Annotated in this window: 20 protein-coding genes and 2 pseudogenes; 8 read left to right on the top strand and 14 right to left on the bottom strand. The window is 62.3% G+C overall.

Annotation, left to right across the window (positions count from 1 at the left end; translation table 11 throughout):
- Positions 1 to 13 precede the first annotated feature (13 nt).
- Positions 14 to 322 carry a hypothetical protein gene (locus tag QA640_RS13275; protein ID WP_283041083.1) on the bottom strand — a complete coding sequence of 103 codons (309 nt, stop codon included), beginning with the start codon at positions 320 to 322 and terminating at the stop codon, positions 14 to 16.
- Positions 323 to 517: 195 nt separating this feature from the next.
- On the opposite strand from QA640_RS13275, the gene QA640_RS13270 reads away from it, so the two are divergent.
- Together QA640_RS13270 and QA640_RS13265 are read left to right on the top strand one after the other, a co-directional pair.
- On the top strand, positions 518 to 1,921 hold the full coding sequence (locus QA640_RS13270; RefSeq protein ID WP_283041082.1) for a DHA2 family efflux MFS transporter permease subunit: 1,404 nt from the start codon (positions 518 to 520) through the stop codon (positions 1,919 to 1,921).
- Between the two features lie 316 nt (positions 1,922 to 2,237).
- On the top strand, positions 2,238 to 3,674 hold the full coding sequence (locus tag QA640_RS13265; RefSeq protein WP_283041081.1) for a hypothetical protein: 1,437 nt from the start codon (positions 2,238 to 2,240) through the stop codon (positions 3,672 to 3,674).
- 25 nt (positions 3,675 to 3,699) lie between these two features.
- On the opposite strand, the gene QA640_RS13260 is transcribed toward QA640_RS13265, so the two are convergent.
- A complete protein-coding gene (locus QA640_RS13260) occupies positions 3,700 to 4,575 on the bottom strand; it encodes an aldo/keto reductase (RefSeq protein ID WP_283041080.1) in 876 nt (291 codons plus the stop codon).
- A gap of 103 nt (positions 4,576 to 4,678) precedes the next feature.
- Entirely contained in the window at positions 4,679 to 4,837 is a 159-nt protein-coding gene (locus tag QA640_RS13255; protein WP_283041078.1) for a hypothetical protein, read from the bottom strand.
- A gap of 373 nt (positions 4,838 to 5,210) precedes the next feature.
- Between QA640_RS13255 and QA640_RS13250 the strand changes: the two genes are divergently transcribed.
- Positions 5,211 to 6,977, top strand: a complete 1,767-nt coding sequence (locus QA640_RS13250; protein WP_283042786.1) for a tetratricopeptide repeat protein — start codon at positions 5,211 to 5,213, stop codon at positions 6,975 to 6,977.
- A gap of 169 nt (positions 6,978 to 7,146) precedes the next feature.
- Here QA640_RS13250 and QA640_RS13245 read toward each other — a convergent pair whose 3' ends face one another.
- Complete coding sequence (locus QA640_RS13245; protein WP_283041076.1) at positions 7,147 to 7,419, bottom strand: hypothetical protein; 273 nt, start codon at positions 7,417 to 7,419, stop codon at positions 7,147 to 7,149.
- A 383-nt stretch (positions 7,420 to 7,802) separates the two neighbouring features.
- Between QA640_RS13245 and QA640_RS13240 the strand changes: the two genes are divergently transcribed.
- Complete coding sequence (locus QA640_RS13240; protein WP_283041074.1) at positions 7,803 to 8,204, top strand: IclR family transcriptional regulator C-terminal domain-containing protein; 402 nt, start codon at positions 7,803 to 7,805, stop codon at positions 8,202 to 8,204.
- Positions 8,205 to 8,743: 539 nt separating this feature from the next.
- Here the strand turns inward: QA640_RS13240 and QA640_RS13235 are convergent.
- Positions 8,744 to 9,160, bottom strand: a complete 417-nt coding sequence (locus QA640_RS13235; RefSeq protein WP_283041073.1) for a hypothetical protein — start codon at positions 9,158 to 9,160, stop codon at positions 8,744 to 8,746.
- Between the two features lie 181 nt (positions 9,161 to 9,341).
- Here QA640_RS13235 and QA640_RS13230 point away from each other — a divergent pair, with 181 nt between their 5' ends.
- Positions 9,342 to 9,704, top strand: a complete 363-nt coding sequence (locus QA640_RS13230; protein WP_283041071.1) for an acetamidase/formamidase family protein — start codon at positions 9,342 to 9,344, stop codon at positions 9,702 to 9,704.
- A 177-nt stretch (positions 9,705 to 9,881) separates the two neighbouring features.
- Entirely contained in the window at positions 9,882 to 11,663 is a 1,782-nt protein-coding gene (locus QA640_RS13225; RefSeq protein WP_283041069.1) for a Rieske (2Fe-2S) protein, read from the top strand.
- A gap of 108 nt (positions 11,664 to 11,771) precedes the next feature.
- On the opposite strand, the gene QA640_RS13220 is transcribed toward QA640_RS13225, so the two are convergent.
- From QA640_RS13220 to QA640_RS13180, 9 genes and pseudogenes are all read right to left on the bottom strand, one after another.
- A complete protein-coding gene (locus QA640_RS13220) occupies positions 11,772 to 13,055 on the bottom strand; it encodes a S41 family peptidase (protein WP_283041067.1) in 1,284 nt (427 codons plus the stop codon).
- 652 nt (positions 13,056 to 13,707) lie between these two features.
- A complete protein-coding gene (locus tag QA640_RS13215) occupies positions 13,708 to 13,992 on the bottom strand; it encodes a transposase (protein ID WP_349253717.1) in 285 nt (94 codons plus the stop codon).
- The gene (locus QA640_RS13210; protein ID WP_283043152.1) at positions 13,967 to 14,299 is read right to left on the bottom strand and encodes a hypothetical protein; all 333 of its coding nucleotides are present in this window, start codon (positions 14,297 to 14,299) and stop codon (positions 13,967 to 13,969) included. The genes QA640_RS13215 and QA640_RS13210 overlap by 26 nt, the downstream gene beginning before the upstream one ends.
- Positions 14,300 to 14,976: 677 nt before the next feature.
- Positions 14,977 to 16,818, bottom strand: a complete 1,842-nt coding sequence (gene ftsH, locus QA640_RS13205) for an ATP-dependent zinc metalloprotease FtsH (RefSeq protein ID WP_283041066.1) — start codon at positions 16,816 to 16,818, stop codon at positions 14,977 to 14,979.
- A gap of 152 nt (positions 16,819 to 16,970) precedes the next feature.
- Positions 16,971 to 17,069, bottom strand: a pseudogene (locus tag QA640_RS13200) (ATP-binding protein); the annotation flags it as partial.
- Between the two features lie 7 nt (positions 17,070 to 17,076).
- Positions 17,077 to 17,295 (bottom strand): annotated as a pseudogene (locus tag QA640_RS13195) (IS21 family transposase); the annotation flags it as partial.
- A 436-nt stretch (positions 17,296 to 17,731) separates the two neighbouring features.
- On the bottom strand, positions 17,732 to 18,433 hold the full coding sequence (locus tag QA640_RS13190) for a hypothetical protein (RefSeq protein ID WP_283041065.1): 702 nt from the start codon (positions 18,431 to 18,433) through the stop codon (positions 17,732 to 17,734).
- Between the two features lie 254 nt (positions 18,434 to 18,687).
- Positions 18,688 to 19,041 (bottom strand): hypothetical protein, encoded by a 354-nt coding sequence (locus QA640_RS13185; RefSeq protein ID WP_283041064.1) that lies wholly within the window; start codon positions 19,039 to 19,041, stop codon positions 18,688 to 18,690.
- Between the two features lie 23 nt (positions 19,042 to 19,064).
- Positions 19,065 to 19,259, bottom strand: coding sequence for a hypothetical protein (locus QA640_RS13180; RefSeq protein ID WP_283041063.1), 195 nt, complete (start codon positions 19,257 to 19,259; stop codon positions 19,065 to 19,067).
- Between the two features lie 183 nt (positions 19,260 to 19,442).
- Between QA640_RS13180 and QA640_RS13175 the strand changes: the two genes are divergently transcribed.
- Together QA640_RS13175 and QA640_RS13170 are read left to right on the top strand one after the other, a co-directional pair.
- Positions 19,443 to 19,934, top strand: coding sequence for a (2Fe-2S)-binding protein (locus tag QA640_RS13175; RefSeq protein ID WP_283041062.1), 492 nt, complete (start codon positions 19,443 to 19,445; stop codon positions 19,932 to 19,934).
- Positions 19,931 to 20,947: a xanthine dehydrogenase family protein subunit M gene (locus QA640_RS13170; protein ID WP_283041060.1), complete on the top strand. Its 1,017-nt coding sequence runs from the start codon at positions 19,931 to 19,933 to the stop codon at positions 20,945 to 20,947. The genes QA640_RS13175 and QA640_RS13170 overlap by 4 nt, the downstream gene beginning before the upstream one ends.
- The last annotated feature ends 1 nt before the right edge of the window (position 20,948 follow it).

The raw sequence follows: 20,948 nt of genomic DNA, 5'->3' as shown, positions 1-20,948 counted from the left end.
CCGCCTTGCCTGTTCAGGACTCGTCCAGCATACGGTAGTTTCCGACGATCCTCACATCACGAACCAGCGGCGGATCGGCGCAGCGGTCGCGGATGCCGTCCTGGAATACCTGAAACGCCTTGAGTTTCGGGATTGGACTCGAGCCGTCCTCGGCCGCAGCCTCGACGAAATGGATGAAGGTGTCGTCCTCCAGCCGTAGCGTCAGATAGCGCACGCCGTCCGGCCTGGCCGCCTTCAATTCCGCAAACACCGCCGAAACCAGTTCAGCGTTCCTGTCGGCCAGCTCCGGCTTGGCCTTGTATCTGATCAGGGTCCTTCTCATTGCGTGCTCCTTGCTCTTGTCGCGACCTGGATCGCGCTGTCGCGCTCCATCTTGGCCGCACCCCAAGGACGTTTGCCCGCGGCCGAAGGATGCGGCCCGGGAAAAATTATTTTCGGGCGCATCCTTTGTCCCTCCGACCTCGTCTAGCCCGCAGAACGCGCCGCGACAGGGTGGTGCGACACACGGAGAGAGGGCGTGCAGACCCCGACCAATCGCGCCGAGCAGAACTGGGTGCTTGGCGTCACCGCGCTGGCATCCTTCATGATGGCGCTGGATGCCATGATCATTACGACGGCATTCGCGGCCATCCGCGCCGAATTCGGCAGTCCGGTCGAGACGCTGCAATGGACCGTCAACGCCTTCAATCTGACCTTCGCTGTGCTGCTCCTGACCGGCGCCGCGCTCGGCGACCGCTTCGGTCGCCGCCGCATGTTCGCGGTCGGGATCGCCCTGTTCGTTGTTGCGTCGGCGGCCTGCGCGCTCGCGGGCAACGCCACCGCGCTGATCGCCGCCCGAGCGCTACAGGGCGCCGGCGCCGCGCTGGTGATGCCGCTCGCGATGGCGATCCTGAGCGGCACGTTCGGCCGGGAGGAGCGCGCCCGCGCGCTCGGCATTTTCAGCGGCATCACCGGATGCGCGCTGATCATCGGCCCCGCCATCGGCGGCTTCATCACCGAACACCTCGGCTGGCGCTGGCTCTTTTGGATCAACCTGCCGATCGGCCTGATCGCGATCGGGTTGGTGCTGGCGCGGTTGCGCGAAAGCTTCGGACCGGCCGCCGCATTGGACATCCCCGGACTATCGCTCGTCGCCCTCGCGGCGCTGGCGCTGGTCTGGAGCCTGTTGCGCGGCAATGCTGTGGGATGGGCGAGCGCTGAGGTGACGGGCGCGCTGATGTCAGGCCTGGTGCTCGCAGCCGGCTTCGTATTCTGGGAATTGCGCGCGGCCGCGCCGATGGTGCCGATGCGGCTGTTTGCATCGCGCGCGCTCGCGTCCGGCATGTCCGCAAGCGTCCTGTTCTACGCCGCGATGTACGGCGTATTGTTCCTGCTGCCGCAGTTCCTGCAGACCACGCTGGGCTTCGACGCCTTCGGCGCCGGACTGCGCCTGCTGCCCTGGACAGCGACCTTGTTCGTCACCGCCCCCGTCGCGGGCGCGGTCGTCAACAGGTTCGGCGAGCGGCCGCTGGTGGTGACGGGATTGCTGATGCAGGCGATCGGGCTTGGCTGGATCGCCGAGATCGTGAGTCCCGCGGTTCCCTACTCCGCACTGGTCGCGCCGCTGGTGCTGGCCGGCGTCGGCGTCTCGATGGCGATGCCAGCAGCGCAGAACGCCATCCTGAGCTCGGTCGCGGTGGCCGAAATGGGCAAGGCGTCCGGCGTCTTCAACATGGGCCGCTTCCTCGGCGGCATGTTCGGCATCGCCGCGCTGGCAAGCTTCTCGGCCCACGGTGCGGTCGATTCGGCCGCGCATTTCGAGAGCGGATTTGCTGCGGCGATGAGCCTCGCCGCAACACTCTCGTTGGCCGGCTCGATTGCGGGGTTTTTCCTGCCGGCACAGCGACGGACCGCCGGCGCAGCCGCGCCGCAAGATGCGTGACACTCATCTGCGTTGCCGTGGATGCTCAGCAAAGCGCTTTCATGATTTTCTCATGGAGCGTCACACGGTCCTCGCAAGCTTCGAGTCTTGTGCGCGGCACCACCCTTCTGAGGGAAAGCCCGTCGGATGTGCCGGATATCTTGCCGAGCACCTCAAAGGTTTTATGCCCAGAAGGGCGGATGTCTCACGGAGGCGCTGACCAGCCGGAAGACCGGATGGAGGCTGCAGGAGCTGTGCTTCGAATGATTGCCCTTGAGTTTACTGACCAGACCGCTACAATTTTGGCGCGAGCACCGAGCTCGGCCGCGAGGCTGTTATGGACACCGCGAAGTTGCGTCAATGCCTCGCCGCCGCGTTGCTATGTGCCGGGGCATTCACACCATCGCCACTCACCGCCGAGCCAGCCGCTTTGCGCGGCTACAACGCACCGATCGGTGAGAGCTCAATCTCCGGCATTTCGTCCGGTGCGTTCATGGCCGTGCAGTTCGGGACGGCATGGTCGTCGGTCATCAAGGGCGTCGGAGTGGTGGCCGGTGGCCCCTATTGGTGCGCTAAAGCCGACGCGATAGCCTGGTCCCTGTGGTACTTGGGAGGCCCGGCAAGCCGGGCCGAAGGTGCCTGCTTGAAAGGACCGGCGTCGGAGCTGACGTTAAGCGATTTCACGGCGAAGGCGGACGCAGAGGCATCCGCCGGCGGGATCGACCCTCTCGACAATCTCGGTGGCCAGAAGATTTATCTTTTCCACGGTTACAATGATTCCAAAGTCGCCAGAGCTGCCACCGATGCTGCCGCCGATTTCTATCGCCACTATCTCGGCGATGCCAATCGCGGCAATCTTTTCTATCAGACCACGCTCGGCGCCGGTCACTCCTTCGTTGTGGCGAAACCAGCGGGTGGCCTCAACGCCTGCAACGCCAACCAGAGCCCGTTCATCAACCAATGCGGTTACGATCAGGCCGGCATCATCCTGCAGCACATTTACGGCCGTCTGAATCCGCCCAACCCTGGGCAGCTTGCAGGCACCGTGAAGATCTTTGATCAATCAATTTACACCAAGCCGCTCCCACCGGACTCGTTGAGCCTGGACGACAGAGGATACGTATTCGTCCCAAAGGATTGCGAGCAAGAAAGCGCTCGCTGTCGCATCCACGTGGCGCTGCACGGCTGCAAGCAGGACGAAGGCGAAGTCAAACGGCAGTTCGTGGACGATGCCGGCTACAATGCGTGGGCGGACAATAACCACCTGATTGTCCTCTATCCACAGACCAAGGTGAGCAGGTTTTGGCCGACCAACTGGTACGCCTGCTGGGACTGGTGGGGCTACGTCGATTACCTCGACAGCTACGTCACCAAATCGGGGCCGCAGGTCAAAGCCATCAAGGCCATGCTGGATGCACTCACCGCTGGCGCAGCGCCGCCGGACGAGACGCCTGCGTCATTCCCGGCAGCCCCCGACGGGCTTGCGGTCATCGACACTTCCGATACCGCGGCCGATCTCGTCTGGTCTCCGGTCGCGGGGGCTACGACCTACAGGGTGTCGCGCGCGAGCGCCGATGGTGCGTTCCAGACCATCCGAGAGGTGGCGGGACCAAGCTTCGGCGATTCCGGCCTCACACCGCAAACGACCTACCGCTGGCACGTCTCAGCCATCGCAAACGGAGCGGCAGGTCCCACCTCCGTCGACACCGCAGCCACGACACGTGCAACCCCCGCCCCTTGTGGCAGCCCGGGGTCTTGCCCGGTCAGCAAATGAGCATTGAGTTCAGGACTGCCCGCATTCACGTTCCACTCTTTGCTGAGGCTCGGTCAATCGCGTCGAACTCGGTCTCACTCAAGCGCCAACCGAGTGCATCGAGATTGGCCCTGGCGTGATGAGGCTTGGTCGCGCCGGGGATGGGAATCACGTGACTGTCGCGCGCCAACAGCCAGTTCAGGGCGACCTGGCTGATGCTGGCGTCGTGCGTGCCGGCAATATCGGCGAGACACATCAGCAACGCTTTCGTGCCCATGCTGTCCGAGGGCTGCGTGAGGCGGCCGGACGCCAGTGGAAAATACGCGACCAGTGCCACATCGAGCTCACGGCAGGCTTCGAGCACCCCATTTGTTTCCGCGGCTCGTCGCAGCAGGCTGTAGTTGACCTGATTGGCGGCGAGCGGAACACCTGCCCTTGCGAGGTGATCGGCGATGCGGCGCATCTGGTCCGCATTGAAATTTGCCACGCCGACCGCGCGCGCCTTGCCGGACTTCACCGCTTCGACGAGACCTTCGGCGAACACTCTCATGTCGATCAAGGGCAGCGGATAATGAACATAGTAGAGATCGATTGTCTTGAGGCACAGGCGCGCGAGCGAACCGTCAAGCGCGCTCATTAGGCGGCGCGGAGAGGTTCGGCCCGGAAAGGGAAGGAATTTCGATGCTATCACCGCGCGGGTGGGACCGGCACGCAAGCAGTCACCCACGACGCGCTCCGAGAAATAGATCTCAGCGGTGTCGATCATGCAGGGGCCGGCATCATGAATGGTCCTGTATGTTTCCAACACGGCCGAACGATCGGCACGCCGCCACTTGTTGGTGCCGATGCCCAAGGGCAGCACATGGATGCCGGTTCGACCCAAGGGGCGCGTATCACGGCGAATATCATGATTTGCGGACATCGCTGACCTCTCACAAGGCGAGAGCGCCGTTGGCTGGTCGGTGTGATGACGCTGGCGCTTCAAGTTTACGCCATAGCGACTACGGCTGCATCATCTTCTGCGGCTACGTCCGTATCAGGACGACGCCAAGGATCATGATATTTGCGCCGGCAAGCCGGATCAGGCTCGCGGGGTAAACGGAAATGCCGATCAGACCGAGGCGCTCAGATGAGACAGAATTGATGTCCGCTTTGTCCTCCACTAGCTGGGCAAGTGCGGACATGCCCATGGGTCCGGGTTGAGTCACGAGTGTCGCCCTGTGCGATATTCGGCTGGCCGTCGACTGCCACTTATCCACACTCGCGACCGAGATTGCGTGGCGCTGCAACATGTCGCAAAGGCCAGCAGCTGACCTCTCTGGCCTATCAGCGGCCGACCGGCAGCCTGGAGCGGCTGTATTCGCAACCCTACCAAGGAGGTAACGCACGGCTCTAAACTTCGTTTTTCCGAAGTTGCTAAGTATCATCCCGAAGCTCGCGGTAGCTTGGCGAGTTTCTTCCCTGTTGGGTCAAAGCGCGAGGGCGCAGGGCCAATAGTTGCTTTTATCCTCCCGTCCACATCGGCTAAACTGGTATGGCTCGCAGTACGGGGTGACCATGGACATCCCACCGATTACGAGGCGTTTGGCTGCGATTCTGGCAGCGGATGTTGCCGGGTACAGCCGCCTCATGGCGGCGGACGAGGAAGCGACCCTGCGGACCCTGGACGCATACCGTCGCACGATCTCCGACCTCGTATCTGAACATGCGGGGCGCATTTTCGGATCCGCCGGAGATAGTGTGATTGCAGAGTTCAGCAGCCCGGTGCAGGCCGTGCGCGCCGCAGTCGCGATGCAGCGCGCGCTCCACCGCCACAACGCCGACCTTGCCAGCGACCGGAGGATGGAGTTCCGAATTGGCGTCAACCTCGGCGATGTGATGGTGGACAATGACAACCTGCTCGGCGACGGCGTAAACGTTGCTGCGCGGTTGCAAGGCATCGCTGACCCGAGCGGAATTTGCATCTCTGGTGCGGTCCGCGATCACATCGAGGGCAAGCTGACTTTTCCCCTCATGCCCATCGGGCAACGATCGCTTAAGAACATGAGTCGTCCGGTTTCGGTCTATTCCGTGGACTGGCGGCTCCAGCATCCGGCGGCTACGGGCGTTTTGGGTGGCGAGCTTGCGCTTCCGGACAAGCCATCGATTTCGGTGCTCCCTTTCTCGAACATGAGCGGCGATCCCGAGCAGGAGTATTTTGCCGACGGCATTACAGAAGACATCATCACCGCTCTGTCTCATCACCGATGGTTCTTTGTCATCGCGCGAAATTCGACGTTCGTCTACAAGGGGCGCGCCGTCGACGCAAAGCAGGTCGCTCGCGAGCTCGGCGTGCGGTACATCCTCGAAGGGAGCGTACGACGGGCCGGTCAGCGGGTCCGGATTACGGCTCAGCTAATCGAAGCCGAAACCGGAAACCACCTGTGGGCCGAGCGGTTCGACCGCGACATGGCCGACATTTTTGCCATACAGGACGAGATCGCGCAGAGCGTGGTCGGCGCGATCGAGCCGGAAATGCTGCTGATCGAAGGCCGACGAGCCTTTCGCAAAAGCGTCGACAACCTGGATGCGTTCGACTGCTGCATGCGCGCGATGTGGCATTTTTCACAAATCACTCCCGATGACCAGGACCAGGCCGTCGGTCTGTTGCGGCGGGCGATCAAGCTCGATCCGACTCTCGCCCAGGCACACATGGCACTTGCGCGCACGCTGAACAGCCGGGTTTGGAACGGCTGGACCAGCGATCTCGCGAGCGTGGCATCTGAGGCTTATGCGGCTGCGGCGCACTCGGTTGCGATCGACGACCGCGATCCCTACTGCCACTACGCGTTGTGCTGGACGAGTTTGGTGATGCGAATGCACGCGCAGGCGCTTGGCGAGGCACAGCGTTCGATCGACCTTAACCCGAATTTCGCGCTCGGGTTCTTCAGCCTTGGCCTGGTTCGGGTCTATATCGGACACTTCAAAGAAGCTCTCGACCCTCTGTTGCGCTTCCTCCGTCTAAGCCCGAACGATCCTCAAGCCGGCAACTTTCTCGGCACGGTCGCGCTGGCTCATTATCACCAGGAGAACTACGAAGAAGCGCTCCATTATTGTCAGCTTGCGACCAACACACGCCGTTTGTACCCGTGGCTCAGGACCCTTCTCGCAAGCCTTGGCCAACTTGGACACGTTGAGGAAGCCCGGCCGTTACTGCATGATTTCACCTCCCGGCCGGCGGACCCGCAGCAGCTGTTCGACCTTACGACCCCCTACCTTGACATGACGTACCGGGAGCACCTCGCAGACGGCTTGCGTCGTGCGGGCGTAACCAACTTGCGGTGACAGTCGTTTGGTGGAACCTGTTGTCTCGCACCTTGAAGTATGTCGCAGTTGGGTCATTCGTGTCGTTCACGTCGTGGGCCAGTCACTTCCGGTCAATCCCTATGACGAGGCATTTTTAGAGACCGTCTGGACTTCGCATGCGGGCCAATAGGCGGCCTTTTGGTAATGCTCAATCCTCGAAGTCAGCAATCCGCCTGAGGACGATCACGATGGCGATGACTAAGCCAAGTATGCCGCCGGCAATTCCGGCTAGACCAGAACCAAAGGCGCCACTCACATCACGGCCAGATAGAGCGAACACGACAATTTCAGCCGCGAAGCCCATTCCCAGCGTCAGCGCAATTATGATTGCAATACATTTGAGAAATTCGATCACAAATCGAAGGACGATATGGCGCTTCCCGGGCAGTTGGCGACTTCTTTCGCGGCCGTTGGCGATCAATCGGTTCGCGCGGAGATTGCCGTTAGGACCGTCGAAGGCTTCCAGTTTTGAGTTCTCGCCGCACAATCAGGACAAGAGTTAGCGCCCAACATAGAAATGCGCCCAGCCCTGCTATGTAGCCGGCTTTCCACGAGTGCCCGAACAAACGAAAGGCGCCTTCGCCTAGCACTATAATAAGGCAGACACACCCGGCAGGGTCGCAGACAGCAAGTCCGGCCTGTCTAGCTTTCTCGGCCCAAGATCGCTTTCCTTTGGGGACGATGTCGGCCCTCATCGGTTTGCCTTTCGACCCTCCGCACGATCTGCACACGCAATCCACTAAGATGTAGAGTGCTGGTCGTAACGCGCAACCCTCCGCGGCGCTCGCCTTCCAGAGCGATGTCGTGATCGAACGCGTGATCCGCGCTGGCCTGCCCCGTTTCACGCCGAACACGATCGTCGAGCCGAAACGACTGAAGTCCGAGCTCGCAGCGATCAGAGCCCGCGGATATTCGATCGACGAGGCCGAGCACGAGCCGGAGCTGCGGTGCGTGGGCGCCCCGATCCGCAACAGCACCGGGCGTGTTTTCGCGGCGATCAGCGTTAGCGGCCCGAGCCGGCGCGTGACGCTTGAGCGGGTGCCGGAATTGGCCAAGGCGGTGATGACTCATGCCGAGTTGCTGTCGATCCGGCTGGGTTATCAGCCGCCCCCGCACAATCTGACCACGGGCCCTGCTCCCGAGCGCACCACCAAGCGTCGTCAACGGGGCGCGGCAGGCACGGCACAAGGTGAACGTCGCGCCTGATCGCACACTTGCGTTCGCTTCCACACCGCGCAAAGTCGCGTCGAACTTGCGGAGTCAGCGATCGAGAAGCTGAGCGCGGTCTACCGATAGGGGCAGGAGCGAGAATATGGGATGTGGATGGTTCCAGGTGAAGGCGTTCACCGGTCGCCAAGGCTTCTGCGTGAGAGAACGCTCCACGCCGCCGGGAACGAGATAGCCGCTGCGGTAACGCGCAGCCATCCCGCCAATTGTTGAGCGGACGGCAATGTCGACGAGCACGGAAACCGAACGAAAACTACCAACTGACGTCCCAACTAAAAGGTCCGTCCTCCGCTAGGTTCGGCCAAGTCTTTGAAAAGCTTGGTGGGCGCACCAGGGCTCGAACCTGGGACCCGCTGATTAAGAGTCAGCTAAGGGTTAAAAACAATCAATGACTTACCAATCGCACACCTGGGATTATCCGGCCGAAAACGGGCATTCGTCGCACGATCATAGTGCTTAGTTGCACTGCGTTATCGAGAAGGCGGTGCGGACGCGATCGGCAGGCCCCTAGTCGCGCTTCAGCCACCGGACAGGCCCGGCGGTGCCGCGCCAAGCCATGCTACGTTCGCCCAGTAGCGGCGATCCGCCCAAGTGCGGTTTTCACGCGGTGTGAAGCTCTGCACGAAGTCCGTCCACATCGCCTTGGTTTCCGCTGTCGGCCAATCCGGCTGCGCGCTCCATGCCGCGACGGCTTCTGAGTCAAGCCATTGCCGAAGCTCCTGACCCGTCCGGAAGGTGGCGCCGGTGTCGGTGACGGCCTTGATGGCAGCGAGCCTCGAGTTGAAGCCGGCTTGGATAAGGATGTAGGCGGAGCGATTCAACGTGCCGGTTTCGACGGCGGGAACGGCGAGACCAAGCTCATGGTCTTCGAGGAGACGATCAAAGACGCCGACCGTATCGCCGTTTGCCGCCGCACGGACGCGGATCGCCTCCATGCGCCGAACCCATACGCCGTTCCCAGCCTAACGGTCGCGTACACATGGTTCCCTCGGCCAGGGAAACGGTTCGGCTCGGGGTATTCGACACCACCTTGCCGCCCATTCTTACCATCGAGTCGGGCGACACCATCAGTTCCCCGACACTTGGTCGCACTTCCTGAATGAAATGCAGCCAGGAGTGCCGGTCGATACCCTGGCGCAGCTGCGCGTGAGCAATCCGGGCCGGGGGCCACATTCGATCATTGGACCGATCGCTGTGGCCGGCGCCGAACCGGGCGACGCGCTGGAAGTCCGGTACCAGTCGATCCGCCCCTACGAATGGGGCGCGGTGTTCAACAACCCGGGATCGCTCGGAACGGGCTTCCTGCCCCAGGACTATGCGCAGGGGCAGATCAAGTACGTCGATCTCGACCTTGGCGCCATGACCGGCAAGTTTATTCCCAACATCAGCATTCCATTGAAGCCGATCAAGTTTCTGGCGACGCGGGCGAAGATCAGCGAGCTCGAGCTCTGTGCAGCATCGCCGCAAGCTTCCGCGTGACGCAGGTGGTGGACATCGTGCGCGGCGTTCACGCCCTGATCCCGAAGGCCATCTTCGCTCCCGATCTCAGGCGCGAGATGACGGTGATATGAGCTCGGCCTGCGCTCTCGCCTTTGCGCGAGAGGGTACTTATGTGATGGAGTACCTGCAGCCAAAGCGACAATGGGAGCTATGCTCATGGACGCGCCGAGCAACGAATTTGCGTTGGCGGGCAGCCTTGAGGAGCTGAGGCTCAAGGGGCGGCTCGTTGTGCACGGTGGCCATCGTCCGATTCTCGTCATCTACGACCGCGGGCGCGTCTTCGCGCTGGACAATCGGTGCCCGCACATGGGCTTCCCGCTTGAGCGGGGCAGCGTCGAGGACGGCATCTTGACCTGTCACTGGCACCACGCTCGCTTCGATCTCGAAAGCGGCTGCACCTTCGACCTCTGGGCGGACGACGTGCCGATCTGCCCGGTCGAGGTGCGCAATGGTGACGTCTGGGTGCAGACCACGTTCACGCATGCCGATCCCGCCGCGCACTGGCGTCAGCGGCTTGCGGACGGCCTCGCCCACGACCTCGGCCTCGTCATTGCCAAGGCCGTGCACGGTCAGCTCGCAGCCGGCGTACCGCAGGCCGACATCGTCCGCCAGGTGGCGCTGTTCGGGGCGCAAAACCGCGACGGCTGGGGCGTAGGACTTACGATCCTCATGGCACTCGCCAATCTTCTGCCTGTGCTGCCGGAGGAGGAAATCTATCTCGCGCTGTTCCACGGCGCACGCCGCGTGGCGGCGGACTGCGACGGCGCGGCGCCGCGACGGGAACGCGCGCCGCTTGGCAGCCGGCCGGAGCCGGCCGCGCTCAAGCGCTGGCTGCGGCGTTGGACAAACGTGCGCCATCGTGAGGCTGCCGAGCGCACCCTGCTCACGGCAATTGCGGCCGGCTTTTCCCCGGCTGAACTCGCCGATGCCCTGCTCGCCGCTGCGACCGAGCGGGCGTTCGCCGACACCGGGCACTCGCTCGACTTCATCAACAAGGCATTCGAGTGCCTCGACCTGATCGGCTGGCAACACGCGGCCGCTCTGCTGCCGACAGTCGTCGGTCAGATGGTCGCGGCCCGCGGCACCGAGGAATCGACGGCCTGGCGCCAGCCCGTTGACCTTGTTGCGTTGTGTGAGGAATCAACCAGCGAACTCGCGGACCTGTTCGCTGCCGGACGCGGCTCGCGTGAGTGGTCGGGCCAGGCCGCACTTGCTCAAGAGCTGCTCGGTGACGATCCGGACAGGATCGTTAATGCGCTCAAGGAGGCGATCCGCGCCGGTGCCGCTCCTGCGGAGCTGGGGCAATCCCTCGCGTACGCGGCCGCGCTCAGGGTGGCGCGCTTCGGCAATGCCAATGAGCACGCCGACTGGAAGACGGCGCATCACGTCTTCACCTATGCCAACGCCGTCCACCAGATGCTGGCGCGGATGGGCACTGCCAACATCGACACTCACATCGCGGCCGTCCGCGGCGTATTGCACGGAGCGATGGCGCTCTACCTTGCTCGCTATCTCAATGTGCCGCCGGCGCGCATCCCGGGCGACGGCGGCGAGCGGCTCGATGATCTACCCGCGAATCCAGAGACAATTGGCACCGCCTTGCTTGAGGCCTTCGACCGGCAACGACAGGTCGATCTCGCCGCACGCCTAGTGACACGGCATCTCCAGCTGGGCCATTCGCCGCAGGCGCTGATCGCCACGCTAGCGCATGCGGTGCTGCGCGAGGATGCCGGTTTCCATGCGTATCAGATGCTGGAGGCGGGGATCCGGCAAGTCGGCGCATGGGGCCACACGAACGAGGGCCGGCACATCCTCATCGCGGTTGCCCGCTATCTGGCGGCCCATTCACCGACCGAGCGCGCGTCACTGCAGACAGCCGACATCGCCCGCCGCTTGATGCGGGGCGGCGAGCTGCACCAAGAGGCTGGATCGTTCTGATGTCACGCCCTGATCTGAAGTGGCAACAGCCTGCGCCGGCGAACCAAGACAGGCTTCCAATTACCATTTCGCATTGCCTCTGCTTTGCGAATGGGTATGACGTCCTGATCATGTCCCGGATAGAACCGCGACTGCACGGCTCAATTGGGGGTCCTCTGCTCCGGCGGAAGTCGCGCCGGCCGGGATCTCGATCGTCGGCGTCACGCCTACGCCCTCCAGGCGCTCGCCATCGACCAGGACATCTTCGACTGCGAGCAGCAGCAAGCCGCCTCCGATGAGAAATGCGGTGGCGGCAAGGACCGCGCCTTCTGTCCGGGTGCCGATGAGCTCGCCCAACCTGTACTTTTTGAAACCATAGGCAAGGACCTCCTTGCCGCTGCGCGTACCGCCGTTGATGAGCATCGCAACAGGCTTGCGCCACTTCACATTTACGATTTCGCTGGTACCGCTTCGGTCGGTGACCTGCATTGTTGGCGCCCGACCGTTGAACAAGTCGAGATATTCGGGCTGTGCGCCGCCCCAGCCATCCCGCAAATCCCAGATCAGCGCATCTGCGTCCTTGAGCTCACCTTGCGACAGCAGGCGTTCGAGAGTGCGTTGATAGACGTAGCCCGCATAGCACCAAACATGGACATAGCCGATGCGTTGTCCGTTTGACTCAATGATCCGTGCACTCGACTCCAACCCACGAAGGAACATTTTCGTGGGCTCGAGATCGACCGGCCTGACCGGGATTTGCATCACCGTGGCGCCCCGCTGCACCTCCAGGACAACCGATTCGCCCACCTTCCCACGGAATGACCCGACCGGCTCAAATGCCGTCCCGTCAGCCGCAACTATCTCATCTCCAGCACGGAGGCCCGCCTGCTGAGCCGGCGTTCCGTCTATGACGGCGGTGATCGTGTTACGGCCAGACGTTTCGAGACGCGAAATGATGCCTATGCCAGGGTACGAAATGCGACCGTCCGGAAATGCACCCTGCAGTCCCCGGCGTCGCAGTACGCCGGAAAAGATATCTGCAAGTTGATAATATTCCGGCTCATCCGGCGTGTAGAAGCGCGTATGCGAAGCGCGCAACTCAGACAGCATGGTATTGATGATGCGCGCCAGAGAGTCCTGGGAAGTTGCCCGTTGAACCTCCGGAAGATATCTCTCCCGAACCGCCGGCCAGTAAAGTCCGCTGTGACGCGGATCGTAAAAATGATCACGTACAGTCTGCCAGACGCTCTCGAAGGTCGAAACGCCATCAGCGGGAACGTAGGAGTCGTTGGCCCCTCCCCTTAGAGGCTCCGCGGCGCTCGGGGCCTTCGCAGCCACGGCACAGGCCACCCCTATGGCGGCCAGTCGCAACACCTGGCGACGCGAAGGCGATGTATCGATAGCCTCTTTCATCGTCTGATCTCTCGGCGAAGCGCCGGCCGGGCGCATTCGCCGGCCGTGCGATGTCGGCTCGCTCGCGCTCCGTTGGCGACGTCAGGGCATGCCAGACAGGCAGCGGCGATCTGAGCGAAATAGCCTTTGGTGCGCCCTATGTACCACCGGTGTCATCTGGCCGGCAGGTGGAGAGTATGCATGGCTCAAGCCCCTGCGATCGCGAGCGTTTTGTGCAAGCCGGGCTGGAGGGATGGATTGCCGCACCGCGCCAGAAAAATAAACAAAAATCAATGACTTAACGCCAGTCGCATTGACCCGCGTGTACCAGCGTTGTGCCTGAAGTCGAGCCAAATTGACCGATCGCCGTTCACAACTGAATCACCACAAGATCCTCCAGCGCTCCCCCTCACTGAGCTTGCCCCAGCAATCATTCATTCTCCGCTGCAATCTGAAGACCCGGAGTTCAACCCTGCGCAGGTTTAGCTCTGAAGATCTGCTAACGCAGGCGAACCGGACTAAAGATGTAGTTTCCTTAATTTCCGAGTCTGACCGATGCTGTCGAAAAATGCCCTGCCGCAAATCGCTTGCTGTTGGGGAGACGTTTTCACTTGGCCCGTGGCTGGGCGTCACGGCCTGGCCGGCGAACACATCGCCCAAATTGCCGTGCTTCTTACGCAATCGACGCGCGCACCTGACCGGTTGGCGGGCCGAGCAGATGGAGCGCCATCGTCTTGAGGTTCTGCACGATGGCGGCAAGGTGAAACTCGTCACGAGCGCCGGAGAGACCTCTGAGCCGCATGCGTTCGAACCCGTGGTGGGTCTTGAGATGAGCAAAGCGCATCTCAATGCGCTTGCGTTCATCTCGCGATTTGAGGAAGCGCTTTGTCCCCATCAGCCGTCGCGCCATATCGCGAGCATCTTCGTGAATGTCACGGGGTACCTGTCGGGCAGCCATATTCGGACAGCATCGCATCTTCAGCGCGCAAGCATCGCAGTCGAATTTGGAGGCACGGTAGCGGAGCATGTTGCCGTCGTGCACGGTACCGGTGGTGTGAAGCACTTTGTTTGCGGTTATCCGGGCCTTGCTGGACCTGCGCCTCGGCCTCAAGTCCAGCAAGATACTCGGCCACGGCACCCTTCTGTCGTTGCGCGTCGGTCCAGTCCAACTCATCCGGCGCTTTGGCATGATAACGGCTGGCGTTGGCTTCCATCACGCTCGCATCCACCCCGAACCCTTCGCCCTTGACGAGGCCGGCGGCCATGCACGTTGCAACCACGCGCTCGAAGATATGCCGCAGGATCTCGCTCTCACGGAAGCCTCGCGGCCAGCGCGATGTTCACCACCGAGCCGTCGATGAAGCCACGGTCGACCCGACTATGGTCGTCGTCAGTGTCAGCCACTTGCGACTTGGTGACAGGGCCGCATCAAAAACCGGCGTCGCCTGGATGACCCCCGCGTCGCAGGGCGGCCGTGTGAATCCAATCATTGCAGTCTCGAGAAGGACGGTTATCGCCGGTTAGGGTGCGCCTCGACCCTATCGCCCAATGAAACGCGGTCGCCGGGGTTGCCCTGTAGGACAGTCGAGCGCGTCACGATCCCAACTTCCGAGGTCGGCTGCGGCCTGATAAAGAAAAGCCATGAGTTGTGGGATGGATGACTATCGTGATCTCGTAAGCGCAGGGCTCGCGCTACTATGCGCCGGCATCATGTTGGTCGCCGGCCACCTGTTCCTTGAATGGCAGGCCAAGCGCGCCGACGCTGGTACTCAGATCGAATCTCCAAGAAACAGCGGTCAGCCGCCTGCATTGCTTTCAAATAGTTCGTCATCGTTAAAGGAAACACCTGCTCGAACTCCAAACGGAGGTTAGGCTAACGCAGTCTGCGTGACGCTTTTTGCGCGCGATCGGCTGTGCGCGGGCATCCGCGTTGATGCGTAACTTAAATCACACGCAGAGCTTCCTTCGGCATCTCCCGGATCAGCATGTCGATATCGCCCTGCTCCAGCGTCTCCTTCTCCAACAGCTTCTTCGCCGCGCGGTCCAGAATCGACCGTCGTGTGTTCAGAAGGCCCTGCGTGCGCTGGAAGACCTGGTCGACGATATCCTTCACTTCGCGGTCAACCGCGGCTGCGGTCTCTTCGGCATAGTCACGTTCGCGAACCGGATAGGGCTGGTCCGTGCCCGCGAGGAAATTGCCGGGATCTCGCTCATAGGCGACGCTGCCCAGCTTGTCCGACATCCCGTAGCGAGTCACCATGCTGCGCGCGATGTCGGTCACGCGACGCAGATCATCCGCGGCGCCGGTGGATAGATGGCCAAACACGATCAGCTCGGCTGCGCGGCCACCGAGCAGCACAGCCATCTTGTTTTCCAGCTCCTCCTTGGTCATCAGGAAGCGGTCTTCGATCGGGCGCTGAATGGTATAACCTAGCGCACCTACCCCTCGCGGGATGATGGAGACCTTGTGCACGGGATCGACGCCGGGCAATGAGAGTGCGACTAGGGCGTGTCCCATCTCATGATACGCGACGATCTCGCGTTCCTTGGCGTTGAGCAGACGGTTGCGTTTTTCGAGGCCTGCGACCATGCGCTCCACAGCGTTGTTGAAGTCGCTCATGCTGACCGCCTCGGCGCCACGGCGGGTCGCCAGAAGCGCGGCCTCGTTGACGAGGTTCGCGAGATCGGCACCGGTAAATCCCGGTGTCAATGCTGCAACTGCTTCTGGCTCGACGTCGGCTGCGAGCCGCACTTTCTTCATATGAACCTTTAGAATCTCGATGCGTCCTTTCTTGTCGGGACGATCGACCAATACCTGGCGGTCGAAGCGGCCGGCGCGGAGCAGGGCAGGATCGAGTATTTCCGGCCGGTTGGTCGCAGCAAGGATGACGAGCCCCGAGCGCGCATCGAATCCGTCGAGCTCCACCAGCAGCTGGTTCAGCGTCTGCTCCTTCTCATCGTGGCCACCGGCAAAAGGGCCGATCCCGCGGGCGCGTCCGAGTGCGTCGAGCTCGTCGATGAAGATGATCGCCGGCGCCTTTTCGTGCGCCTGCTGGAACAAGTCGCGCACCCGTGCCGCTCCCACGCCGACGAACATCTCGACGAATTCCGAACCCGAGATCGAAAAGAAAGGCACCCTGGCTTCTCCGGCGACGGCTTTGGCCAGCAAGGTTTTTCCTGTGCCAGGCGGGCCGACCAGCAGCACACCTTTCGGCATGCGGCCCCCAAGTCGGCCGTAGTCGGTCGGATTCTTCAGGAAATCGACAACCTCGCGAAGCTCGTCTTTGGCTTCGTCGACGCCGGCGACATCAGCAAAAGTGACGCCGGTATTGGACTCGACATAGATCTTGGCCTTGCTCTTGCCGATCGCCATCAGCCCGCCGCCGAGACCACCGCCCTCCGTAATGCGCTTGCCGATGTACCACCACAGTCCGACGAACAACAGCACCGGCATGACCCACGAAAGGAGATCGCGCAAAAATGTGCTCTCGATCTGGCCGGTGAAGCGGACGTTGTACTTTTCGAGTTCCTGCGCGACGTCCTGATCAACGCGCGTCGTGATGAATCGCTTCTGACCACCCGGCAGGGGCTCCTTCAGAGTGCCCTGCACTGTGCGATCGGAGATGCCCACGGCATCGACTTTCCCTTGACGCAGCAACTGCTGGTATTCGCTGAAGGGGATAACGGCTATTTGGCTGGCGGTCGAGATGAGATGCTGGATCAAGAAAACCGCGAAAATAGCGGCGATGGCGTATCCCAGATTGAAGCGGTTTTTCCTGGTCATGCCGGAACTCGCTGGCTGTCCCCTTGCCGGACGGCGCGATGCTCAATTTCTCGCGCTTGCTTGGCCTGGATATTCTTCCGGAGCTACGTTGCGCCAACAGAACTGTTCGCCGGCGCTCTAGTTCCCGGACCGGCAAGCGTGGCGGCTCGTCAGGAGGTGGCTGCGACGAACTGCAGGGAATGCCAAGCCAGGATCGCTTCCCGCCCCAGCGCGACCGCAAGGTGCGTCTTGCCAACTCCGGGCGGCCCAAGGTGGCTCGCCAGTGGTGCCCTGCTGGCGCCGATCGGCGACCTCCCGTGTCCAAGCCTCAAGATGCGCTTCAAGGGCTTCCCAGCTCGGGAAGGCGCGGCCAGCGATCGCATTCCGTTTTACGTAGCCAACGCCGTTCTCGGTCTTGCCCTTGGTCCGGGCTCGATATGGCGCGCAGGCGCGTGGCCGGAAGACCCAGTGCTTGGCAAACGCGGTCAGCTTGTCGTTGAGGTCGACCGGGGGCGGCTCAAGAGCCTGGCATGCCGATGCTATGCGCTTATGCAGCCCATGATTGATCACATGTAGCGCCAGGATTTGTCTGCGGCCAGCAACCTGGCCCTCGCGCCGTTCCGGGAAAGCTCCATCGTCGCCACCGACATTCAGAGAGGTCAGGATACTTGCGCAGCGTCGAACGATGGATGCTCAGCTAGTTGAACTGTAATTTCCGGAACTGCGCCAGAAAGCAAGGCAGGCTCGGGCTCGATCTATTCTGCGAATGGCCTCTGCCTGCTGCACGCAGAAGGCAGTCATACGGATGTCACGCCGGGCGGCCTGCACCTCGTGCAATGCATGATTGATTGCCTCGGCAAAATTGTCCATTTCGGCTTCCGAATGGACCGCGGCCACGGCGGGGCGCACGAGCCTGCTTTCACCAACCATTGAGCTACCTACTCCGATGATGCGTACCCGTACTCGGATCGATAAATCGCCCGATCAGCAAGGCCCCCCGAAGGATCCGGCTCGAGCTTAGGAGGGAGAGGAGCCCCAGCGCCATCAGCAGCACGCCGAGCCAGGTTGCCGTCCACCCCTGGCCGTCCTCGCCCGCATCGGCGATGGGATCGGTGACCAGGGTGGCCGGCAGCAGTGAGGCGGCAACCGTATCGGTGGCGGCCGGCGCCGCCGCCAAAAGCGTCTCCACGTCGACCTCGCGCGACGTGGGTTGGTCGAGCTGATCGGTCGCGGGCTTCGCGACAAGGGGGGCCGGCGGCACGAGCGCCGCAGCCCCCGGAGCGGCATCGACCACCTTAAGCGCGGGCGCGGGTGGCGTCGGGTGGGGCGTTTCCGCCGGTGCGGAGCGCAGCAGCTCGGCACGCGCATCCACGCCCGCCTTTCGCTTGCGCAGCGCGGCCTTTATCTCCTCGGGAGCAGCGACACGCTGCTTCGCGGCGCGATGATGCACCGGCTTCTTCACCGTGGCGACCTCCTCGGCGGCCTGGAACCAGCATTTGCGGTGGCCATCGTAACGATAGACCCAATGCTGGCCCTCGGCCGTCGACTTGCCGGGTTTTGGCAAGCACTGCTCTTCGGCGGGAGTGGGAGCAGTGGCTTTCGCGGGAGCGGCATCGAGCGAGAAGAAGTCGGCCAAAGAATTCGAAAATGCCGGCGACGTCGAGAGACCTGCGAGAAGAAAAGTGGCGAAGCAAAATCGCAAATGACCGGACATAGAACCCCCGGTGTTGCGCCCCGCCCGGGAAAACCTTTGGCCGCGACCTGGGTCGCAATGCGACCTAAATCCGGCAATGCGGAGGATTCATTCTGGCCTGGAACCGGAATCCGGGCACGCCGATCCTGCAATCGCGCGCGTTTCGCCGTTGACATCGTATTTGGTCACCGATCCAGTCAGATGAAACGACCCGGCGGTCGCGCCAGGCGGCGCGATTCAAGAGGCCGGCAATGGTCGGGACCAGCCCGGCGGTCAATTTGACGAAAGAGCAAGCCGACCGCATCGAGCGGATGCTGTTGGCTGAGTGGGCAGGCGGGATCATCCCCGATTCGTATCGCGCGCGATAAGAAATCAGATTGGTGGGTGGAGACAGCTGAGAAAGCAAAAGCATTCTGCTTTGAGCACCCAAACGCGAAAACCTCATTCAGTGCAGTCTGCGAAAGAGACGGTGTTGAACTCACCGAAGCCTGGTTGGCGTCAAGCGATTCCAGGTTGTCGAAGCGGGATGAATGAATGATGCCTCGCTGCATGAGTCCGGAAGCGGCCCATCGTGTCATTTCGCGGCCTTGCGCCCTAGATATTCGGCGCAGATGGCGGCGAGCGCATTGCCTTGCGGCAATCGATTGGGATTGTCCGGGTCGCGCGGCTTGGTCGCCTTGGTGATGGCGCGCTCGACCTCTAGCAGAACGACGACTACGGGAAGGATTATCTCAAAGGACTTGAGGCTGTCCGTGAGGTCGTCAAGCATGGGGTATCGATTGTGGGTTTCGGCGACACGAAGCGCTGACGGCTTCCTCGCCGGAAGGGAAACTTCCCCAGTGGAACCAAGCGACTTGTCGCCCGTTGGGGCGCTATTGGCCAGCGGAGACGACGCGCAATCGCGTCAACAGACTTGACTACTCGGCTCGGCCTCCCTCGCGAGGGAAACGACATGGCCGGTGCCGTAAATCAAATTCCCGATCGCATTCCAATCAATCTTGTCGTCAATGGTGTCAGGCGCAAGCTCGACCTAGTGCCCTGGACCACACTCCTGGATGTCTTGCGTGATCATCTCGCGTTGACCGGCACCAAGAAGGGCTGCGATCACGGTCAATGCGGCGCCTGCACCGTGCTGGTCGATGGCCGGCGGGTCAATTCCTGCCTGACGCTCGCGGTCATGAAGGACGGCGCGGAGATCACGACCGTCGAAGGTCTTGCCAGGGATGGCGAGCTGCATCCCCTGCAACAGGCCTTCATCGACCATGACGCCTTCCAGTGCGGCTATTGCACGCCGGGACAGATCTGTTCGGCAGCCGGCCTCCTCGCCGAAGGTCGCGCCCGGGATGCTGACGAGATCCGGGAGCTAATGAGCGGCAATCTCTGCCGCTGCGGCGCCTATCCCAACATCGTCGCTGCCATCCAGCAGGCAATGGGGCGGCCATGATCAACTTCCAATATTCCCGCGCCTCTGATGTCGCCGATGCGATCCTCCTGCTTACCGCCCACCCCGGCGCCAAGCTTATTGCCGGCGGCACCAATTTGATCGACCTGATGAAGGAGAATGTCGAGCAGCCTTCCCGGCTGATCGACATTTCTCGCCTGCCGCTGCGCATGATCGAGGAGACGGCCGATGGAGGGCTGCGCATCGGCGCCTTGATGCCGAACTCGGACCTCGCCTACCATCCGCTGATCGAGCAGCGCTACCCGCTACTCGCCAGCGCCATCCTGGCCGGCGCATCGGCGCAGTTGCGCAACATGGCGTCCGTCGGCGGCAACCTGATGCAACGAACGCGTTGCGCGTATTTTTATGACACGGCGACGCCTTGCAACAAGCGAACTCCCGGCAGCGGCTGCTCGGCGATCGACGGCGTCAATCGCAACCATGCCATCCTCGGCACGAGCGCCGCCTGCATCGCGACCAATCCGTCCGACATGAGCGTGGCGCTGGCCGCGCTCGGCGCGCTAGTGCATATTTCAGGTCCATCCGGCGAGCGCACGATGGCGCTGACCGATTTCCATCGGCTCCCCGGCGACACACCTCATGTCGATACCAATCTCGGCGCCGGCGAGATCATCACGGCGATCGAACTGCCGCCACGCGGCTTTGCCCATAACTACAGCTATCTGAAAGTCCGCGACCGCTTGTCTTATGCGTTCTCCCTCGTCTCGGTTGCTGCCGCGCTCGAACTCGATGGCAACGCGATCAGAGAGGCGCGCGTGGCGCTCGGCGGAGTCGCGCACAAGCCCTGGCGCAGCCTTGAGGCCGAAACGGCGTTGCGCGGCCAGGCCGCAACTGTGGAGCATTTCTCCCACGCTGCTGATCTCCTGCTGCAGGGCGCCAAAGCCCGTGCGCATAACGGCTTCAAGGTCGAGCTCGCTCGCCGCGCCATCGTGCGGACGCTGATGCAGGCCGCGAGCGCCACGCCGCAATCGCAGGCTCACAAGAAGATCGCGTGAG

It is taken from the genome of Bradyrhizobium sp. CB82 (assembly GCF_029714405.1).
Classification (GTDB): domain Bacteria; phylum Pseudomonadota; class Alphaproteobacteria; order Rhizobiales; family Xanthobacteraceae; genus Bradyrhizobium.
The sequence above is the reverse complement of the archived record's forward strand: the minus strand, read 5'-3'. Positions and strand labels throughout refer to the sequence as shown.

Coding starts and splice junctions, on each gene's coding strand:
- QA640_RS13225 (WP_283041069.1), top strand. CDS start 9,882: ATGGACGCGCCGAGCAACGAATTTGCGTTGGCGGGCAGCCTTGAGGAG.
- QA640_RS13180 (WP_283041063.1), bottom strand. CDS start 19,259: ATGCTTGACGACCTCACGGACAGCCTCAAGTCCTTTGAGATAATCCTT.
- QA640_RS13215 (WP_349253717.1), bottom strand. CDS start 13,992: ATGGCTGCCCGACAGGTACCCCGTGACATTCACGAAGATGCTCGCGAT.
- QA640_RS13185 (WP_283041064.1), bottom strand. CDS start 19,041: ATGCAGCGAGGCATCATTCATTCATCCCGCTTCGACAACCTGGAATCG.
- QA640_RS13255 (WP_283041078.1), bottom strand. CDS start 4,837: ATGTCCGCACTTGCCCAGCTAGTGGAGGACAAAGCGGACATCAATTCT.
- QA640_RS13170 (WP_283041060.1), top strand. CDS start 19,931: ATGATCAACTTCCAATATTCCCGCGCCTCTGATGTCGCCGATGCGATC.
- QA640_RS13175 (WP_283041062.1), top strand. CDS start 19,443: ATGGCCGGTGCCGTAAATCAAATTCCCGATCGCATTCCAATCAATCTT.
- QA640_RS13250 (WP_283042786.1), top strand. CDS start 5,211: ATGGACATCCCACCGATTACGAGGCGTTTGGCTGCGATTCTGGCAGCG.
- QA640_RS13210 (WP_283043152.1), bottom strand. CDS start 14,299: ATGGCCGCCGGCCTCGTCAAGGGCGAAGGGTTCGGGGTGGATGCGAGC.
- QA640_RS13220 (WP_283041067.1), bottom strand. CDS start 13,055: ATGAAAGAGGCTATCGATACATCGCCTTCGCGTCGCCAGGTGTTGCGA.
- QA640_RS13275 (WP_283041083.1), bottom strand. CDS start 322: ATGAGAAGGACCCTGATCAGATACAAGGCCAAGCCGGAGCTGGCCGAC.
- QA640_RS13265 (WP_283041081.1), top strand. CDS start 2,238: ATGGACACCGCGAAGTTGCGTCAATGCCTCGCCGCCGCGTTGCTATGT.
- QA640_RS13235 (WP_283041073.1), bottom strand. CDS start 9,160: ATGGAGGCGATCCGCGTCCGTGCGGCGGCAAACGGCGATACGGTCGGC.
- QA640_RS13260 (WP_283041080.1), bottom strand. CDS start 4,575: ATGTCCGCAAATCATGATATTCGCCGTGATACGCGCCCCTTGGGTCGA.
- ftsH (WP_283041066.1), bottom strand. CDS start 16,818: ATGACCAGGAAAAACCGCTTCAATCTGGGATACGCCATCGCCGCTATT.